This is a genomic window from Geodermatophilus sp. SYSU D01186, from assembly GCF_054050215.1.
Genome location: NZ_JBJGYW010000012.1, coordinates 1 through 16,317 on the forward strand (window position 1 = coordinate 1; position 16,317 = coordinate 16,317).

Annotated in this window: 18 protein-coding genes; 10 read left to right on the top strand and 8 right to left on the bottom strand. The window is 74.4% G+C overall.

Annotated features, from left to right (window positions below; translation table 11 throughout):
• The 3 genes from ACI784_RS10785 to ACI784_RS10795 all read right to left on the bottom strand — a co-directional run.
• Window positions 1-236 (bottom strand): 3,4-dihydroxy-2-butanone-4-phosphate synthase (locus tag ACI784_RS10785; protein ID WP_457013447.1); only part of this gene is annotated, 236 nt, incomplete at its 3' end.
• A gap of 11 nt (window positions 237-247) precedes the next feature.
• A complete protein-coding gene (locus tag ACI784_RS10790; RefSeq protein WP_457013448.1) occupies window positions 248-757 on the bottom strand; it encodes a flavin reductase family protein in 510 nt (169 codons plus the stop codon).
• Window positions 754-1,062, bottom strand: a complete 309-nt coding sequence (locus ACI784_RS10795) for an EthD family reductase (protein ID WP_457013449.1) — start codon at window positions 1,060-1,062, stop codon at window positions 754-756. The genes ACI784_RS10790 and ACI784_RS10795 overlap by 4 nt, the downstream gene beginning before the upstream one ends.
• A gap of 217 nt (window positions 1,063-1,279) precedes the next feature.
• Here ACI784_RS10795 and ACI784_RS10800 point away from each other — a divergent pair, with 217 nt between their 5' ends.
• Window positions 1,280-2,770 carry an aldehyde dehydrogenase family protein gene (locus tag ACI784_RS10800; protein WP_457013450.1) on the top strand — a complete coding sequence of 497 codons (1,491 nt, stop codon included), beginning with the start codon at window positions 1,280-1,282 and terminating at the stop codon, window positions 2,768-2,770.
• 20 nt (window positions 2,771-2,790) lie between these two features.
• Here ACI784_RS10800 and ACI784_RS10805 read toward each other — a convergent pair whose 3' ends face one another.
• The gene (locus ACI784_RS10805; protein ID WP_456925791.1) at window positions 2,791-3,825 is read right to left on the bottom strand and encodes an Lrp/AsnC family transcriptional regulator; all 1,035 of its coding nucleotides are present in this window, start codon (window positions 3,823-3,825) and stop codon (window positions 2,791-2,793) included.
• A gap of 106 nt (window positions 3,826-3,931) precedes the next feature.
• Between ACI784_RS10805 and ACI784_RS10810 the strand changes: the two genes are divergently transcribed.
• The 5 genes from ACI784_RS10810 to ACI784_RS10830 all read left to right on the top strand — a co-directional run bounded on the left by ACI784_RS10810 (window position 3,932) and on the right by ACI784_RS10830 (window position 9,904).
• Window positions 3,932-5,005 (top strand): LLM class flavin-dependent oxidoreductase, encoded by a 1,074-nt coding sequence (locus ACI784_RS10810; protein ID WP_457013451.1) that lies wholly within the window; start codon window positions 3,932-3,934, stop codon window positions 5,003-5,005.
• Window positions 5,002-5,184 (top strand): hypothetical protein, encoded by a 183-nt coding sequence (locus tag ACI784_RS10815; protein WP_457013452.1) that lies wholly within the window; start codon window positions 5,002-5,004, stop codon window positions 5,182-5,184. Before ACI784_RS10810 ends, ACI784_RS10815 begins: the two co-directional genes overlap by 4 nt.
• Complete coding sequence (locus tag ACI784_RS10820; RefSeq protein ID WP_457013453.1) at window positions 5,181-6,677, top strand: purine-cytosine permease family protein; 1,497 nt, start codon at window positions 5,181-5,183, stop codon at window positions 6,675-6,677. Before ACI784_RS10815 ends, ACI784_RS10820 begins: the two co-directional genes overlap by 4 nt.
• Window positions 6,674-8,350, top strand: coding sequence for an amidohydrolase (locus ACI784_RS10825; RefSeq protein ID WP_457013454.1), 1,677 nt, complete (start codon window positions 6,674-6,676; stop codon window positions 8,348-8,350). The genes ACI784_RS10820 and ACI784_RS10825 overlap by 4 nt, the downstream gene beginning before the upstream one ends.
• An 81-nt stretch (window positions 8,351-8,431) precedes the next feature.
• On the top strand, window positions 8,432-9,904 hold the full coding sequence (locus ACI784_RS10830) for an NAD-dependent succinate-semialdehyde dehydrogenase (RefSeq protein WP_457013455.1): 1,473 nt from the start codon (window positions 8,432-8,434) through the stop codon (window positions 9,902-9,904).
• A gap of 6 nt (window positions 9,905-9,910) precedes the next feature.
• On the opposite strand, the gene ACI784_RS10835 is transcribed toward ACI784_RS10830, so the two are convergent.
• Together ACI784_RS10835 and ACI784_RS10840 are read right to left on the bottom strand one after the other, a co-directional pair.
• The gene (locus ACI784_RS10835) at window positions 9,911-10,333 is read right to left on the bottom strand and encodes a DUF1810 domain-containing protein (protein WP_457013456.1); all 423 of its coding nucleotides are present in this window, start codon (window positions 10,331-10,333) and stop codon (window positions 9,911-9,913) included.
• Complete coding sequence (locus ACI784_RS10840) at window positions 10,330-12,249, bottom strand: S9 family peptidase (protein ID WP_457013457.1); 1,920 nt, start codon at window positions 12,247-12,249, stop codon at window positions 10,330-10,332. The genes ACI784_RS10835 and ACI784_RS10840 overlap by 4 nt, the downstream gene beginning before the upstream one ends.
• A gap of 369 nt (window positions 12,250-12,618) precedes the next feature.
• On the opposite strand from ACI784_RS10840, the gene ACI784_RS10845 reads away from it, so the two are divergent.
• Together ACI784_RS10845 and ACI784_RS10850 are read left to right on the top strand one after the other, a co-directional pair.
• Window positions 12,619-12,945, top strand: coding sequence for a hypothetical protein (locus tag ACI784_RS10845; protein WP_457013458.1), 327 nt, complete (start codon window positions 12,619-12,621; stop codon window positions 12,943-12,945).
• A gap of 179 nt (window positions 12,946-13,124) precedes the next feature.
• Entirely contained in the window at window positions 13,125-13,604 is a 480-nt protein-coding gene (locus tag ACI784_RS10850) for a hypothetical protein (protein ID WP_456925779.1), read from the top strand.
• Window positions 13,605-13,680: 76 nt separating this feature from the next.
• On the opposite strand, the gene ACI784_RS10855 is transcribed toward ACI784_RS10850, so the two are convergent.
• Complete coding sequence (locus ACI784_RS10855) at window positions 13,681-13,842, bottom strand: hypothetical protein (protein WP_457013459.1); 162 nt, start codon at window positions 13,840-13,842, stop codon at window positions 13,681-13,683.
• Window positions 13,843-13,935: 93 nt separating this feature from the next.
• On the opposite strand from ACI784_RS10855, the gene ACI784_RS10860 reads away from it, so the two are divergent.
• Window positions 13,936-14,316: a YybH family protein gene (locus ACI784_RS10860; protein ID WP_457013460.1), complete on the top strand. Its 381-nt coding sequence runs from the start codon at window positions 13,936-13,938 to the stop codon at window positions 14,314-14,316.
• A gap of 51 nt (window positions 14,317-14,367) precedes the next feature.
• Here the strand turns inward: ACI784_RS10860 and ACI784_RS10865 are convergent, their stop codons facing one another.
• Window positions 14,368-15,276 (bottom strand): alpha/beta hydrolase, encoded by a 909-nt coding sequence (locus ACI784_RS10865; RefSeq protein ID WP_457013461.1) that lies wholly within the window; start codon window positions 15,274-15,276, stop codon window positions 14,368-14,370.
• Window positions 15,277-15,399: 123 nt separating this feature from the next.
• On the opposite strand from ACI784_RS10865, the gene ACI784_RS10870 reads away from it, so the two are divergent.
• Window positions 15,400-16,314 carry a helix-turn-helix domain-containing protein gene (locus tag ACI784_RS10870; RefSeq protein ID WP_457013462.1) on the top strand — a complete coding sequence of 305 codons (915 nt, stop codon included), beginning with the start codon at window positions 15,400-15,402 and terminating at the stop codon, window positions 16,312-16,314.
• The last annotated feature ends 3 nt before the right edge of the window (window positions 16,315-16,317 follow it).

Sequence of the window (16,317 nt, forward strand, 5' to 3'; positions counted from 1 at the left end):
TCCTCCTCGGTGACGGCCACGCAGATGTAGCCCGAGGTGTAGCGCACCATGAACGCCACCAGCTCCGGCGTGGCCAGCTCCGAGGCGAAGATCAGATCGCCCTCGTTCTCCCGGTCCTCGTCGTCCAGCACCACCACCGGGCGGCCGGCCCTGACCGCGGCGATCGCGGCCTCCACCGCCGCCCACCGGGTCGCCGGGCCGGGGGGCCGCACGGGCGCGAGTTCGAGGGTCGTCATGGGTCCTCCGCTCAGCGGACCAGCGTGGTGAAGCCGGAGCGGTGCCACACCAGCGGGTGGGAGTCGTCGTCGGCGTGCATCGCGAGGACGCGCAGCACGACGATGTCGTGGTCGCCCGCCGGGTGGACGTCCTCGGTCGAGCACTCCAGCCAGACGGGGGCACCGTCGAGGAACACGGCCCCCGACGGCGCGGTCGTGGCCGCGACGCCGGCCAGCCGGCCGTGTCGTTCCTTGCCGGCCAGCTGACGGGCCTTGGGCGCGTGCGCCTCGCCGAGGACGGAGATCCCGAGGACCGGCGCGGTCGCGAGGTCAGGCCAGGTGGTCGAGCTGCGCTGCACGGCGAACATGACCAGGGGCGGGTCCTGGGAGACGCCGACCGTGAACGAGGACGCGACCAGCACCGTCGGCGTCCCCCCGACGTCGGCCGCGACGGCCACGACGCCGGACGGGAAGCCGGCGAAGACCCGGCGCAGCGCCGAGGGGTCGGGTCCGCAGGGTGCGAGCACGGGCGCGCTGCTCACGCCCGACCGACCGGCGCGACGTCGGCGCGCGGCACCCGGACCAGTGAGACCCCGGCGCCGGCGAAGGTGGCCAGGTCCGCCGCCGCGGCCGCGCCCTCCGGTGAGGTGAACGCGGCGTCCGCGGCGTCCCCGGAGGCGAAGGTCATCCGCGCCACGACGTAGGCGGAGGGGTCGTCGCCGTGCCCCCAGGTGAACTCGAGGAGACCCGGCATCGCCCGCGTGAGAGGGGCGTGGACGTCCCGGTAGTGGGCGTCGAACGCCGCGGGGTCCTCGGGCGAGGCGTAGATGGCGAAGACGTCGAGCACGCTGGTCCTCCTGGGTCGTGGTGCCGGAACGGCCCGATCCCGGCCTCCGTGGCGGAGGACCGTACTCAGCGCAACAGAGAGTTTGCAAGGCCGTGATCCGCTCTAGCCAAGATGGGCGGAGCACTGTTACGTTCCGCCGTGAAGCCCGTCACACCGCTCGCCGCCGCCTTACCGCGGCCGGGCCGAGCGCCCCCGTCCCTCCTCCCGTGGAGCTGCCTTGACCACCACCGCCCCCGCCCCGATCGCCGGTCTGCTGCCGCAGGCCGGCCGGTTCGTCTCCCGGGCCGCCGCGCCCGCGTCGGCCGCGGACCACGACGGTCCGTGGATCCCGACGGTCGACCCGTCCACCGGCCGCGAGATCACCACCGTCGCCGCCTGCACCGACGACGAGGTCGACGTGGCCGTGCGCGCCGCGCACGAGGCGTTCACCGGGTCGTGGGGCCGCATGTCGCCGTTCGCCCGGGAGCGGGCGCTGCACCGGCTGGCCGACCTCATCGAGGAGCACGCCCTCGAACTGGCCCAGTACGACGCGCTGGAGAGCGGCAAGCCCGTGGCGTTCGTCGAGGCCATCGACATCGGCCTGGCCGTCGAGCAGTTCCGCTACTACGCCGGCTGGCCGTCGAAGATCGCCGGCTCGGTCGTCGCGGTCCCGGACCCGTCGGCGCACGTCTACACGACGCGCCGGCCGTACGGCGTCGTCGCGGCGATCACGCCGTGGAACTTCCCCTTCTGCCAGGCGGCCATCAAGATCGCCCCGGCGCTCGCCGCCGGCAACACCGTGGTCCTCAAGCCCTCCGAGCTCACCTCCCTGTCGACCCTGCGGCTGGCCGAGCTGGCGCTGGAGGCCGGCCTGCCGGAGGGCACGGTCTCGGTCGTCACCGGCCCCGGGAGCGGGGCGGGCGCCGCGCTGGTGGCCCACCCGCTGGTGCCGGCCATCTCGTTCACCGGGTCCGAGGCCGTGGGCCGCCGGCTGGCCGCCCAGGCCGGCGCCGACCTCAAGCACATCTCGCTGGAGCTGGGCGGGAAGAACCCCAACGTCGTGTTCGCCGACGCCGACGTCGAGCAGGCCGCCGCCGCGGCCGCGACCACGGCGTTCTTCTACACCGGCCAGGTCTGCTTCGCCGGGTCCCGGCTGATGGTCGAGGAGAGCGTCCTGGACGACGTCCTCGCGGTGGTCCACGACCACGCCGCGAGCCTCGTGGTGGGCCCGGGGCTGTCGCCGTCGTCCACCATGGGGCCGCTGGTGTCGGCCGCCCACCGCGACAAGGTGCGCGGCTTCGTCGACGGCGTCGCGGGCACCGGTGCCCGGGTCACCACCGGCGGCCGCGACATCGGCGGCGAGCTCGCCGACGGCTACTTCTTCGAGCCGACCGTCGTCGTCGACCCGGCCGACGCGTCGCCGGTCGCCTCGGAGGAGGTCTTCGGCCCGGTCCTGGTCGTGCAGACCTTCCGCGACGAGGAGGAGCTGGTCCGCCGTGCGAACGGCACCCGGTACGGGCTGACCGCCGGTCTGTGGACGCGGGACGTCGGGCGCGCCCACCGCCTCGCCGACCGGCTGCACGCCGGCACGGTGTGGGTCAACACCTACGGCGACTTCAGCGCGACCGCGCCGTGGGGTGGCGCCAAGGCCTCAGGGCTGGGCCGGGACTGCGGTCCGGACGGGCTGGCCAAGCACCTGGAGACCAAGACCGTCTGGCTCGCCGGGTGAGCCCCGCGGCCGGCCGGGCCTCAGGGAGCCGGGGAGTAGGGGAGCAGGGGCTTGTAGAGCACGTCCAGGTAGACGGAGACGTCCACCGAGCCCACCCCGTCGATGGCCCGCACCTGGTCGTCGACGAGGGCCAGCAGGTCGTCCCGGTGCCGGCACACCACCTCGGCCAGGACGTCGCACCGGCCGGCCGTGATGGCCACGTAGGAGACGGCCGGCAGCGCCGTGAGCCGCTCGGCCACGTCGACCCGGCGGGCGCCGGGGGCGAGCCGGACCGCCAGCCAGGCGGATGCGGCGTACCCCAGCGTCAGCGGGTTGGCGATGGACATCACCTTCACGACGCCGGCGTGGCTGAGCCGCTGGAAGCGCTGCCGGACCATGGTCTCGGAGACGCCGAGGCGCGCGGCGACGTCGCTGAAGGGCACCCGCCCGTCGATGGCCAGCTGGGTCACGACGGACCGGTCGACGGCGTCCATGAGGGTGGGTCGCACGCCGCTGGCGATGTCGAGCCGGTCGGGGTCGAAGCGGGCCTGCTGGTAGTGCAGCCGGAGGTAGGGGAGCACGTCGACCCCGGTGACCCCCGGCAGGGAGCGGAACTGCTCGTCCACCAGCACCCGCAGCGCCGCCGAGTCGCGGCACAGGACCTCCACCTGCATCGCCTCGGCGCCGGTCGTGACGGTGACGTAGTCCACCTCGGGCAGCGCCACGACCCGGGCGGCGAGGTCGTCGGTGGCCGCGCCGCTGCCCAGGGTCAGCCACAGCAGCGCCATCGAGGCGTAGCCCAGGACCTCCGGGTCGGTGACCGCGGCGATCTGCAGCACCCCGCGCTCCTGCAGCCCCGCCACCTTGCGGCGCGCGGTCCGCTCGGTCACGCCCAGGCGGCGGGCCAGCTCCGCGTACGGCGTCCGGCCGTCCTCCTGCAGCAGCAGGACCAGGCGGCGCTCCACGTCGTCGAGCTCGGGGCCGCCGGGCGCCGCGCGCAGGACGGGGACCCGCGGCGGCAGTGGATCCGCGGCCGGCCGCTCGTCCCCGATCGGACCCCCGTTCCCCGCTGACACGTCCGCAACCTAGCAATCCACACCACCGCGGCTGCGCACGGAGCGGCAGCCGTTCCCCGCCGGAGGCGCCCCGCAGCCGGCGACCGCACCCACGAAAGGCACGACCATGCGCATCGGACTGTTGCAGGAAGGCGACCTCGTCGGGACCGACGTCGCCTCCCGGTACCACCAGATGATCGACGAGGTCCGCCTCGCCGACCGGCTGGGCTTCTCCACCTGGGGCACCTCGGAACAGCACTTCAGCCCGCCGCACTTCTCGGTGGCCGCACCGGAGGTCCTCTACGCCGCGATCGCGGCCCAGACCGAGCAGATCAAGCTGCGCCCGATGGCCTCGGTCCTGCTGGCCTGGAACCACCCGATCCTCATCGCCGAGCGCCTGGCCACGCTCGACATCGTGTCCCGAGGCCGCGCGGAGATCTGCACCGCGCGCAGCAACAACCTGCACACCCTCGGGGCCTTCGGCGTCGACCCCAAGGCCACCCGTGCCCAGTGGGAGGACGGGATGGACCTGCTGATGAAGGCGATCAGCCGGCCGGTCGTCGAGCACGACGGGCCGGTGTGGCAGGTCCCGCCGCGGGAGATCATGCCGCGGCCGGTGACCCAGCCGCACCCGCCGGTCTCGGTCGCCGCCTCGAGCGTCCAGTCCCACGGCAACGCCGGCACCCGCGGCATCGGCGTCATCACCTTCGACAACTACTTCGGGTTCGACTACCTCGACCAGTGCCTCACCGAGTACCGGCGGGCGTTCGACGCGGCCGACCACAGCGACGTCCTCCGCCCGAACGACTACCGCGGGCTCTACGTCGCCACCGCCTTCTGCGCGCCGACGCGCGCCGAGGCCATGGAGGTCGCCGGCGGGATGGCGAAGACCTACTTCGACTTCATCCTCGACCTCTACATCCCCCTGGCCGACAACCCCGGTTACGAGTACCTCGACCGGATCAAGGCCCTCATCGAGCACCGCGATGACATGGAGTGGCTCTGCGAGAACACTCCGTCCGTGATGATCGGGGACCCGGACGACTTCATCGGGCGGATCAAGCAGCTGGAGGCCATGGGTCTCGACGAGCTGCTGCTGCGCATCGACGGCGTCGGCCACGAGCAGATCAAGCGGTCGCTCGAGCTCATCGGGCACGAGGTGATCCCGGTGGTCGACACCGGCGTGGGCGGTGCCCGGTGAGCCGGCCGGTCGAGCAGCACGACGGGGCGTGGGAGGCCCAGGAACTCGCCCGCCGCTGCAGCGAGATCGAGGACCCCGCGGTCCAGGGCCTGCCGCTGCTGCGCAGTGACTACGTCGCGCTGCTGGTCGTGACAGTGCTCGTCCCCCTCGTCCTCGTCCTCATCGGGAGCCTGATGTGACCGCCCAGGAGACCTCGCAGCACGCGGCGCTGCAGAACGGCTGGCCGCGCCTGCGCCAGGAACGGCAGTGGGACGGGCGCGTCACCTTCGGCATGTCCATCGCGACGGCGGTGGCCACGTGGTGCTTCATCATCGGCGGGTTCGTCAGCTTCTACCTGACCGCCGTGGCAGGCACGCTGGCCATCCTCGCCGGCTCGCTCATCGGGATGCTGTTCATCGTCCTCGCGCTGCTGCCGGTGTGCGCGAAGTACGGCATCGACTCGGCGGTGTCCAGCCGCCCGCAGCTCGGCGTCCGGGGCTCGGTCCTGTCCGTCGTCCTGATCTACGGGTCGACGCTGGGCTGGAACATCGTGCTGTTCGTCTTCATGGGCCGGGCGACCGCATCGATCATCGAGGGGTTCGGCTACACCGCGCCGGGCTGGATCACCGGGGCGTCCGGGATCGCCGGCATCCTCGTGTCCCTGCTGGTGCTCCGGAAGGGCCCGGAGTCGCTCCGGGACTTCGGGCCGCCGATCGCCGTCCTCACCCTCGTGCTCGGCGTGGCCGTCATGGCGCTGCTCATCTACAAGCTGGGTGTCGGCGAGCTGCTCGACGCGCCGGCGGTGTTCCCCGCCGAGTCCGAGCGGGTGAACTGGGCCAGCGGCGTCGAGGTGCTCATCGCCTCGAACCTGTCCTGGTGGGCCTACACGGGGGGCATCGTCCGCAACGGTCCCTCGGCGCGGAAGTCCCTCTGGCCGCTGGTCATCGGGCTGGGGCTCGGCGTCGGCGTCGGCTCGCTGGCGGGCTTGTACGCCGGCCTGGTGATCCCGTCCTCCGGCGGTGACCCCACCCAGTTCCTCGTGGAGACCGGCGGGCCGGTCATCGGCGTGATCCTGCTGGTCTTCGTCCTCATCGCGGACCTCGGCACCGTGATCGTCGGCGTCTACGCCTCCGCGATCGCGCTGCGGCAGCTGCCGGGTGTGGCCAAGTCGTCCTGGAACCTCACCACCTTCCTCGCGGTCCTCCCCGCCTTCCTGTTCGTGGGCTTCTTCCCCGATGCCGTCTTCGACCACTTCGGCACGTTCCTGTCCTTCCTCGGGGTCGCCTTCGGACCGATGTGCGGCATCCAGATCGCGGACTACTTCCTGCTCCGCCGGCAGCGGCTGGACGCGCACGCGCTCTACGACCGCACCCCGGCCGGCGCGTACCACTACTGGGGCGGGGTCAACCCGGTCGGGCTGGTCGCCTTCGCCGCGGGCGTCGTCGCCTACCTGTACCTGCTCGACCCGGTCACCTACGAGGCGCGGGAGCCGTTCTCCTTCCTCACCGCGTCGATCCCCGCCGTCCTGGTGTCCGGGCTCGTCTACTGGGCCGGCGCCCGGCTGGTGCTCATCCCGGCCGGCCGCGGGGGCTACGGGCGTCCCCACGCCGTCCCGGCGGTCCCGTCCCAGCGCCACGCGGTGGCCGAGGGGACGACGGTGGCCGGCCGCACGACCGCCCCGGAGACCACGTGAGCGCCCCGGCGGACACCGTCCTGGTCGGCCGGGCGATCACCATGGGCCCGGACGGCGAACCCGACGGCCCCGTGGCGATCGGCATCCGCGACGGATCGATCACCGACGTCGTCCCCGCCGCCCACCGGGACGCCCTGACCGGCGACCGGACGACGGTGGTCGACGTCGGGGACCGGGTCCTCGTGCCGGGGTTCGTCGACCCGCACGTCCACTCGGAGGTGGCCGCCCGCACCCGCTACCTCACGGTGGACTGCCGGGCGCCGGGGTGCCGCACCGTCGCCGACGTGCTCGACGTCCTGACCTCGGCGCTGCCGGAGGCGCGGGACGGCTGGCTGGTGGGGGAGGCCAACCTCTTCTTCGACCGCAAGCTGGCCGACGGGCGCTTCCCCACCCGCCAGGAGCTCGACGGCGTGAGCCGGTCCGTGGCGATCGTGCTGCGCTGCGGCGGCCACCTGAGCGTGCTCAACACCCGGGCGCTGGAGCTGGCGGGCATCGACGCCGACTACCGGTCGGTCGACCACAGCATCACCGGGCTGCCGACGGTCGAGCGCGACCCGTCGGGGGCGCCCACCGGCGTGGTCAAGGAGATGGACAACCTGCTGCCGCTGCCCGACCTCGAGCCGGGCGAGCTGCAGCGGGCCGTCGAGGAGGGGATCGCCGACCTCTTCACCCGCCACGGCGTCACCACGCTCGGGGAGATCTCGGAGACCGTCACCGGCCTCCGGGCCTACGACGCCGCCCTGGCCGCCGGGACGCTGGCGACCCGCATGCACTTCTACCTGTGGGTCCCCGGGACGACGTCGCTGGACGACGCCGTCCGGTACCGGGAGTGGGCGGACTTCTCCGTCGGCCGCGAGCTGGCCCGCATCCAGGGCGTGAAGATGTTCAGCGACGGCGGGTACTCCGCCGCGTCGGCCGCCATGAAGCGCCCGTACGTCCTGCCGGAACTCGGGCCGGACCACTGCGGGCACGTGGCGCTGAGCCGGGAGCAGCTGATCGAGGCCCTGCGGCGGACCGCGGACGCCGGGCTGCAGCTGGCCGTGCACGCCAACGGGGACCGCGCGCAGGACGCCGTGTGCGAGGCGTTCGCCGAGGTGCGCGCGGAGCTCCCCGCGGGCGCGCCGACCCCGCGCATCGAGCACGCCGGGAACTTCGTGCCCGACTACGCCGGCGCGACGGCGGGCTGGCGGCGGGCGGGCATCGTCCCGTGCCCGCAGCCGGTGTTCATCCGCAACTTCGGCGCGTTCGTGCCGGAGTACGTCGGGGAGTACGCCCGCCGGGGGCAGTTCCCGTTCCGCCGGCTGCTCGACGACGGCTGGCCGATCTCGGCCAGCTCGGACGTGTGGATCGGCTCCGACCAGGGGCAGACCAACCCGTTCGCGAGCATCGCCGCCTGCGTGGGCCGCGCCGACTTCCACGGCGACCCGCTGGAACCCGACCAGGCCGTCACGGTTGAGGAGGCCCTGCGGATGCACACGCTGCACGCGGCCCGGGCGCTGGGGGAGGGGGACACCCGCGGCTCGCTGGAGCCGGGGAAGTTCGCCGACGTCGCCGTCCTGGACCGCGACCCGCGGCGGTGCGGCGTCGAGGAGCTGACCGGCACCACCGTCGAGCAGGTCTACCTGGGCGGCCGGCTGGTGCACGACCGCACCGGGTCCCTCGCCGCGTCCTGACCCGCTGCCAGGACCCCGGCCGCCCGGCTGCGGCCGGGGTCCCGGCGTGCCCGCCACACCCCACCGACCGAGGAGAGACCCATGGCAGACAGCCCCCGCGCGCACGTCCCCGGCATCGCCCGGCCCGTCCCGACCGGCGTCCTGGTGGGCGGGACGTGGCGGGACGGCGGCGACGGCGCCGCGTTCGACGTCGTCGACCCGGCCGACGGGACCGTGCTCGCCCGGGTGGCCGACGCGACCCCCGCCGACGCCGCCGACGCGGTGCGGGCGGCCGCGGAGGCGCTGCCCGGCTTCGCCGCCACCCCGCCGCGGCAGCGGTCGGAGGTGCTGCGGCGGGCCTTCGAGCTGATGACCGCCCGCGCCGAGGAGTTCGCGCTCCTGATCACCCGGGAGAACGGCAAGGCGCTGACCGACGCGCGGGCCGAGGTCACCTACGCCGCGGAGTTCCTCCGGTGGTTCGCCGAGGAGGCGGTCCGCATCGACGGCGACTACCGGGTCGCCCCCGCCGGCGGGACCCGCACCCTCGTCACCCGCCAGCCGGTCGGGGTGTGCCTGCTCATCACGCCGTGGAACTTCCCCGCGGCGATGCTCACCCGCAAGATCGGCCCGGCCCTCGCCGCCGGCTGCACCGTCGTGGTCAAGCCGGCCGAGGACACCCCGCTCACCGCGCTGCTGCTGGCCGAGCTGCTGGAGGAGGCCGGCGTCCCCGCCGGGGTGGTCAACGTGCTGCCCACGGTGCGGGCCAGGGAGGTCGCCGCGACCGCCATGGCCGACCCGCGGCTGCGCAAGATCTCGTTCACCGGCTCGACCGAGGTGGGCCGCGTCCTGCTCAAGCAGGCCGCCGACCAGGTTCTCGTCTCCTCCATGGAGCTGGGCGGCAACGCGCCCTTCATCGTCTGCGCCGACGCCGACCTCGACGCCGCGGTGGACGGCGCGATGCTCGCGAAGATGCGCAACGGCGGGTCGGCCTGCACGGCGGCGAACCGCTTCTACGTGGAGACGCCGGTCGCCGAGGCCTTCGCCGCCCGGCTCGCGGCGCGGATGGGCGCGCTCACCTCCGGCCGCGGGGACGACCCCGGCGTCCACCTGGGGCCGCTGGTCAACGCCGCGACGGTGGCGAAGGTCGACCGGGTGGTCCGGGAGACGGTCGGGGCCGGCGCGCGGGCGGTCGTCGGGGCCACCCGGCCGGAGGGGCCCGGCTTCTTCTACCCGCCGACGGTGCTGCTCGACGTCCCGTCCGACGCCGCCGCGATGACCGAGGAGACGTTCGGACCGGTCGCGCCGATCGCCACGTTCGACTGCGACGACGACGTGGTGGCCCGCGCCAACGGCACGCCGTTCGGCCTGGTCGCCTACGTCTACACCGGCGACCTGGCCCGCGGCCTGCGCATCGCGGAGGCGCTCGAGACCGGCATGGTCGGCCTCAACCGCGGCGCGGTGTCCGATCCGGCGGCACCCTTCGGCGGGGTCAAGCAGTCCGGGCTGGGCCGCGAGGGCGGGCACGAGGGCATCGGCGAGTACCTGACCACCAAGTACGTCTCATTCCCGCTGTGAGCGCGGTCAGATCCTGCTGAGCGTCGCCTCATCCCGCTCGCCGCCGAAGAAGCGGTCCAGCACGGCGCCGAACACCGCCGCCTCCGGCCCGGCCCGCTCGAACAGCGTCATGGAGGAGCGCAGCTTGACCGCGTCGACCGGCCCGAGCACCCCGACGGCGTCGGGAGTGCCGAGGTCCAGCAGCGCCTGCGCGCACTCGACCAGGCGCGGGCCGAGCAGCGGGTGGTCGAGGTAGGCCTGCGCCTCGGGCAGCCCGGAGACCGCGTAGTGCTGGGCGGTGGAGCTGCGGCCGAGCCCGGCGACCTGCGGGAAGACGAACCACATCCAGTGGCCGCGCTTGGCCCCGGCCCGCAGCTCGCGCAGCGCCGCCTCGTAGACGCCGCCGTCCTGGGCCTGCACGAACCGGTCGAGGTCGAAGGGGTCGGTCACTCCTCCAGGGTGACCGGTACGGCCTCGTCCGGCGCGGCGTCGGCGGTCCCGGCGCCGTCGAGGGCGGCGGTGAGGAAGCCCAGCATCGTGCGGACCAGCAGCTTGCGGGAGTCGGCGCGGCGGTAGTCGTGCCCCTCGCCGGCGAGCTCCAGGTACTCCACCGGCCGGTCCATCGCGCGCAGCGCCGCCACGATCTGGTGCGCCTCGCCCAGGGGCACGTTCGTGTCGTGCTCGCCGTGCACCACCAGCAGCGGCACGTCGATCCGGTGCGCCGAGGCCAGCGGCGAGATGTCGTCGAGCAGGGTGCGGTCGCGCTCGGGGTGCCCGTACTTGGACACCGCGGCCGCGGCGATCCACGGCTCGCTGTCCCGGTAGAAGGTGACCAGGTCGGACATGCCGCAGATGTCGACGCCGGCGGCGAAGACCCCGGGGGAGAACGCCAGCGAGGCGAGGGTCAGGTACCCGCCGTAGGACCGGCCGGTGACGGCGATCCGGTCCTTCGGCGCAACCCCTGACTCCACCAGGTGCTCGGCGGCGGCCAGGACGTCGGCGAACGCGGCGTAGCGCAGGTGCACGTCGTCGGCGTGCACGAACTCCCGGCCGAACCCCGACGAGCCGCGGATGTTGGGCGCGAACACCGTGATCCCCGCCGCGGCCAGCGCCTGGTGCTCGGCGGAGAACGTCGGCCGCTCCTGCGCCTCCGGGCCGCCGTGCAGGTACACCACCGCCGGGCCGGGGCGCTTGAGCCCCGCGGGGGCCCGGTACAGCCAGCCGGTCAGGGGCAGCCCGTCCTGCCCGGGAAAGGTCCGCAGCGTGGGGACGACGAGCCGCTGGGCCGGCAGCGGGGGAGCCGAGGTCACCCGCGTCCACGCGTGCGTGGTGGTGTCCACGTGCCACAGCTCGCGCGGGCGGGTCGGCCCCTGCACGCCGAGCACCACGCTGCCGCCGTCGCGGCTGAGCACCGGGTTGGCGGCCACCAGGCCGGGCAGCCCGGAGATCGGGGTGCGGCCACCGGTGGCGGTGTCCATCAGCTCCAGCTCGCTGCGCCCGGCCACGTTCCACACCAGCAGCAGCAGCTTCCCGGCGTCGTCGGCGTCGACGAACTCCAGCTCGGCGTCGTCGCGGGCGGCCAGCGTCCGGGGCTCGCCGCGCCAGCCGTTGGGCCCGAACGGCAGCCCGATCAGCTGGCGGCGGGGCAGGCCGACGTCGGAGGCCATGTAGACGTAGACCGGGCCGGAGTGGTCCTCCGGGGCGGGCCGGATCAGCGCGACGTCGGTGGACCCGGTCGCGCCCTGCGGCAGCACGCTGAAGTCCTGGTCGGTGAGCCGGTCGACGACGACCACGTACTGCTGCCCGCGCTCGCCGTCGCGGACGACGATGAACCGCTCCTCCAGCGACACGTCGAGCACGTGGATCAGCACGCCCTCGGCCAGCGGGTCCAGCCGGCCGGTCGCCGGGTCGGCGAGGTAGGCGCGGGTGGGCTGGCCGGCCGCGCCCGGGATCGTCACGACGAAGCGGTGCCCGCTGCGGGTCCAGGGGCCGAGCTCCGCGTGGGTCTCGGAGTCACCGGCGATGCGGCGGGCGTCGGTGCCGTCGGGGCGCACCACCCAGACCGCCGTCCGGACGCCGCCGTCGGTGGCGACCTCGCAGGTGAGCCAGCCGCTGTCGGCCGCCCACCGGACCGAGACGACGGGGTCGTCGGAGAGGCGGATGTGCCGCGCCGGCGGGATGGTGCCGTCCAGGACGACGTCCTGGATCCAGACCTGCGGCGTGCCGGAGCGGTCGCTGATGAACGCCACGCGCCGGGCGTCCGGGGTCATGTTGGGACCCCAGCTGCCCCAGGCGTCGACCAGCTGGTCGGCGAGCCTGGCCGCGGCCTCGACGCCCGTCGTCCGCCTGTCCAGGTCCGTCGTCACCCTGTCGTGCCCCCTTGCCGCTGGTCCCCGTGCGGCGCCCACGGTACGGCCCGTCCGCCGGTGGACCCCGCTCCCTGGTCAGGCCGTTCGCTGCGGTACGGGCACCCGGTGACGGGTGGTGCGCGGCGGGCACGCGACGCCGCTGGAGCCGGGTGTGCACCGAGTGGCGTCCCCGTGGTGTCGGTCGCAGAGCGGGCGGCTGCGCCGAACTACGGTCGCGGCCACGCCGTCGGTGGGACACCGGCGGAGGCATCCGCCCGCATCCCGAGAGCAGGGGTCGCTGCCTGCCGCGGGCCGGCCCGGGGTCCTGGTCGTGGCTCGGCCGTGGCCGGGTGCCAGTCACGTGTCGAGCGATGGACGGGGATCTCCGTGGGTGACTTCTTCCAGGGCGTCGTCGGCGCCCTCGCCGGGGTGCCGGTGTTCATGATCGGGTTGTGGGTGCTCGGTGTCGTGCTCCTGCCGTTCGGCGGGATCCGCGTGTGGCTGAACGGCTGGCTGCGCTGGGAGGCCGTGCTCCGTGCCGCCAGCTACGTGAACGTCCTCGTGGGCGTCCTCAACGTGCTCGCGGCCTCCAGCGACTCCGGGAACGGCTCCGCCGCGCTGGCCGCCGGCCACCTGCCGACCGCTGTGGCCGTGGCCGTGCTGGTGCACCGTCAGCTCGACGGCCGCGGCATCCGGATCCGCCACCGCGTCTGACGCACCGACCCGGGCGACCCGCGCCGATGACCCGCACCTCCTGGGGCGGGGGCACTCCCTGACGCGGATCCTGTACCGCCGGTCCGGTCCGCCGGTGTGCCGCGACCTTCCCTTTGCTCGGGCGTGTCGGGGACGCCCAAGATGACCCTGTCTCGTTTCGAAATGGGATGGGAGTCCCCATGCCCGACTGGGTCACGGGCGTCGCTGCCGTCGCCGCCCTCGTGGTCAGCGCCATCACCGCCCTGACGCAGTACCGCCTCGGGCTCGAGCAGAAGGCCCTCGAGGTCAGACAGATCGAGCTGGCCACCCGGCAGATGGCCACCCCGGCCGGGCCTCCGGCGCTCGCGGCGGAGGTCGCGCTGCGGTGGCGGGAGCAGGTGCTCGCCCTGCACGACCGCGGCCTGAGCCCGGAGGAGATCCGCTGGATCATGTGCTGCGAGGACGGCGGCGCGGCCTACGAGGAGCGCAACGGGATCATCGACGAGATCGTCGGCAACGTGCCCCGCGTGCCGCCGGCCGGGCTGGTCGAGTCGCGCACCCGCACCAAGGCCCGCCGGCTGCCGCGGCCGGACGGCGCCATGCGCGCCACCGCCCACCGGCGGCCGGCGTTCGAGCCCGGCCGGCTGGAGCAGGAGGTGCGCGGCGTCCCCGCCGGCTGACCCGGACCGGGTCGTTCCTCGGATGCTCGTGCTCTGCCCACCACCGTGGGCAGAGCACGAGCATCCGAGGAACAGGTCAGGAGGCGACGAGCGCGGGGCCGTCGGCGAGGAAGCTGCACCACGCCTTGAGGTTGGCGTCGTCGAGGGCCGCGACGTCGAACTCCGGCGCGGCCTCCTCCACGGAGTGCCCGGCCTGCTCCAGCGCCTCCGGTGCCCGCGTCGAGCGGCGATCGTCCACCCTCCGGGAGGCCCGGCGCATCGGGTCGGAGGTCCCTGTCGGGCTCTCGTGGGCGGTTCGACGCTGGGTGTCCGCACCCGCGAGGAGGACACCATGAGCCGCAGCGACATCGACGCCCTGAACGCCACCTTCATCAAGGGCGTGGAGAAGAAGGACGCCGCGATGATGGCGTCGGTCTACGCGCCCGACGGGCGCGTGCTGGCGCCCGGAACTCCGGCGGTCGAGGGCAGGGCCGCGATCGAGGAGTTCTGGAAGGGCATGCTCGACCAGGGCGTGGAGAGCGGCACGCTCAAGACGCTCACGCTGGTGGAGCAGGGCGACCTGGCCGTCGAGGAGGGGCAGTACGAGATCCGCGCCGGTGGGGCGGTCGTGGACACCGGCAAGTACGTCGTCGTCCACCGGCGCCAGCCCGACGGCTCGTGGAAGTTCGGGATCGACATCTTCAACTCCGACCAGCCGTCCCCGCAGGCCTGACCGCCGTCCCGGCTCCCCGCGGGTGGCCTCGCGGGGAGCCGGGTGCGCGGCTCAGCGCAGGTACCGCTGGAACCAGCGCAACTGGGCCGGTGCCGACTCCTGGAACGAGTCGCCGGTGTAGGCGTCGAAGTGCCCGACCGGCAGCACCAGCAGCTCCTTGGGGTGCCGGGCGCGCTCGTAGTACTCCAGCGTCAGGTCGGCGACTGTCAGATGGTCCTGCGCGGCCACGACCACCATCAGCGGGGTGGGTGCGATCTGGCCGATGTAGGCGCCGGGCTCGTACTCGGTGAACATCTCCACCGACCGCAGGGTGACCTCGTTCCGCCACGTGGTCGCGCGGTCCAGGACCGGCCCGAGGAAGAAGTCGTGGCTGTCCTCGGTGGGCAGCGCGCAGGCCTCGTCGGGCTTCTTCTCCCAGGCGACCTGGATCATCGCGGGGTCCTTGCCGGCGTAGCGGGCGGCCCGGTCGGCGTCGAACATCTGCCGCAGCCCGGCGAAGGCGTCGGCGCGGATCAGCCGGCGGGCGTTGGCCAGCCCGCTGACCAGCGGCACCTGCGAGACGACGGCCTTCACCCGCCGGTCGAGCGCGGCGACGACGAGCACGTGCCCGCCGCTGTAGCTCGACCCCCACACGCCGATGCGGTCGGGGTCGCACCACGGCTGGGTCTGCGCCCAGGTGATCCCCGTCCGGTAGTCGCGGATCTGCTGCCACGGGTCCAGCTCGCCGCGGGGCGTGCCGTCGCTGGCACCGAGGTTGCGGTTGTCGTAGACGAGCACGCCGAGACCGCCCGCGGCGAAGTGCTCGGCGAAGTCGTCCAGGAACATCTCCTTGGTGGCGGAGAAGCCGTGTGCCATGACGACCAGCGGTCGGCGGGTGTCGGCGGCGCCCTCGTCGGGGGCGTAGTGCCACCCGCGCAGGGTGACGCCGTCCTCGGTCGCGAACTCGATGTCCTCTCGCATGCCGCCGACCGTGCCGCGCCGCGTGGCCGGCGTCGCGACGATGCCCGCACGGTTCGCGGCGATGCGTGCAGGTCTTGCCGCGCCTGGCGGGCGGGGGGTTGGCTGCGCGGCGGGAGGTCCGCGATGACGCTGGTCGCCGAAGGGTGGGACGCCGCCGACGTGCCCGCCGCCGACCGGGACGACGCCTTCCGCGAGGTGGTCAGCGCGACCCACCTGCCGTGGGCACTGACCCCCGGCGAGCGCGTGCCCGGGCCGGCCGGCCTCGTCCGCTACCGGGTCGGCGACCTCACCCTGGTCGACTGCCGCTGCGGCCCGTGCTCCGGCTCGCGCGGGCGCGCGCAGCTGGCGGCGACGGACGACGACGTCGTCGGGGTGCTGTTCGTGCGGTCGGGGCTGGAGCAGGTGCAGGTCGGCGGCGAGCGGGTGACCCTCGGCCCCGGGGCGGCGCTGCTGTGGCGGGCCGACGAGCCGGCGCGGTTCAGGGTGCCCGGCCGGCTGCACAAGTGGACGCTGCTCGTGCCGTCGTCCCGGCTGCCCGGCGCGCGCAGCGGCCTGGTGGACCCGGCCGCCGCCCGCCTGCTGACCGCGCTGCTCGGGTCGACGCTGGCCTCCGCCGGGGCGCTGGACGGGCGGCTCGGGCAGCCGGTCGCCGACGCCGCGGTGGGCCTGCTGGCCGGTGCCCTCGCCCCGGGGGACGACTCAGCCCCGCCGCGGGACGACGCGGCCTGGGCGCGGGTCACCGCCCACGTCGCGGCACACCTGCGCGACCCGTCCCTGACCCCGGCGGCGATCGCGGCCGGCGCCTACGTGAGCGAGCGCTCGCTGTACGCGCTGTTCGCCGCGCGCGGGCTGACGCCGGCCGGCTACGTGCGCCGGCGTCGGCTGGACGGTGCGGCGCGGGAGCTGGCCCGGCGGGGGACGACGGTCACCGTCGGCGCGGTGGCGCACGCCTGGGGCTTCCGCGACTCGGCCACCTTCGGCCGGGGGTTCCGCGCCGCGTTCGGCCGGACCCCCGACGAGGTGCGGCGCGGCCTCTGAGGG

Coding starts and splice junctions, on each gene's coding strand:
- ACI784_RS10810 (WP_457013451.1), top strand. CDS start 3,932: ATGCGCATCGGACTGTTGCAGGAAGGCGACCTCGTCGGGACCGACGTC.
- ACI784_RS10830 (WP_457013455.1), top strand. CDS start 8,432: ATGGCAGACAGCCCCCGCGCGCACGTCCCCGGCATCGCCCGGCCCGTC.
- ACI784_RS10850 (WP_456925779.1), top strand. CDS start 13,125: ATGCCCGACTGGGTCACGGGCGTCGCTGCCGTCGCCGCCCTCGTGGTC.
- ACI784_RS10860 (WP_457013460.1), top strand. CDS start 13,936: ATGAGCCGCAGCGACATCGACGCCCTGAACGCCACCTTCATCAAGGGC.
- ACI784_RS10865 (WP_457013461.1), bottom strand. CDS start 15,276: ATGCGAGAGGACATCGAGTTCGCGACCGAGGACGGCGTCACCCTGCGC.
- ACI784_RS10870 (WP_457013462.1), top strand. CDS start 15,400: ATGACGCTGGTCGCCGAAGGGTGGGACGCCGCCGACGTGCCCGCCGCC.